At 52.6% G+C, this 352-nt stretch carries 1 rRNA gene; it reads right to left on the bottom strand.

From position 1 onward, the window contains the following. Window positions 1-352: ribosomal RNA gene (locus L976_RS01795) — 16S ribosomal RNA — on the bottom strand; the annotation flags it as partial.

The raw sequence follows: 352 nt of genomic DNA, 5'->3' as shown, positions 1-352 counted from the left end.
TGGATGTCAAGAGTAGGTAAGGTTCTTCGCGTTGCATCGAATTAAACCACATGCTCCACCGCTTGTGCGGGCCCCCGTCAATTCATTTGAGTTTTAACCTTGCGGCCGTACTCCCCAGGCGGTCTACTTAATGCGTTAGCTTGAGAGCCCAGTGTTCAAGACACCAAACTCCGAGTAGACATCGTTTACGGCGTGGACTACCAGGGTATCTAATCCTGTTTGCTCCCCACGCTTTCGTGCATGAGCGTCAGTCTTTGTCCAGGGGGCCGCCTTCGCCACCGGTATTCCTCCAGATCTCTACGCATTTCACCGCTACACCTGGAATTCTACCCCCCTCTACAAGACTCTAGTT

The sequence above is a fragment of the Shewanella sp. ZOR0012 genome (assembly GCF_000798835.1).
Classification (GTDB): Bacteria; Pseudomonadota; Gammaproteobacteria; order Enterobacterales; family Shewanellaceae; genus Shewanella; species Shewanella xiamenensis.
Note: the sequence above shows the minus strand (reverse complement) of the source record. Positions and strands in the feature narration are given on the sequence as shown.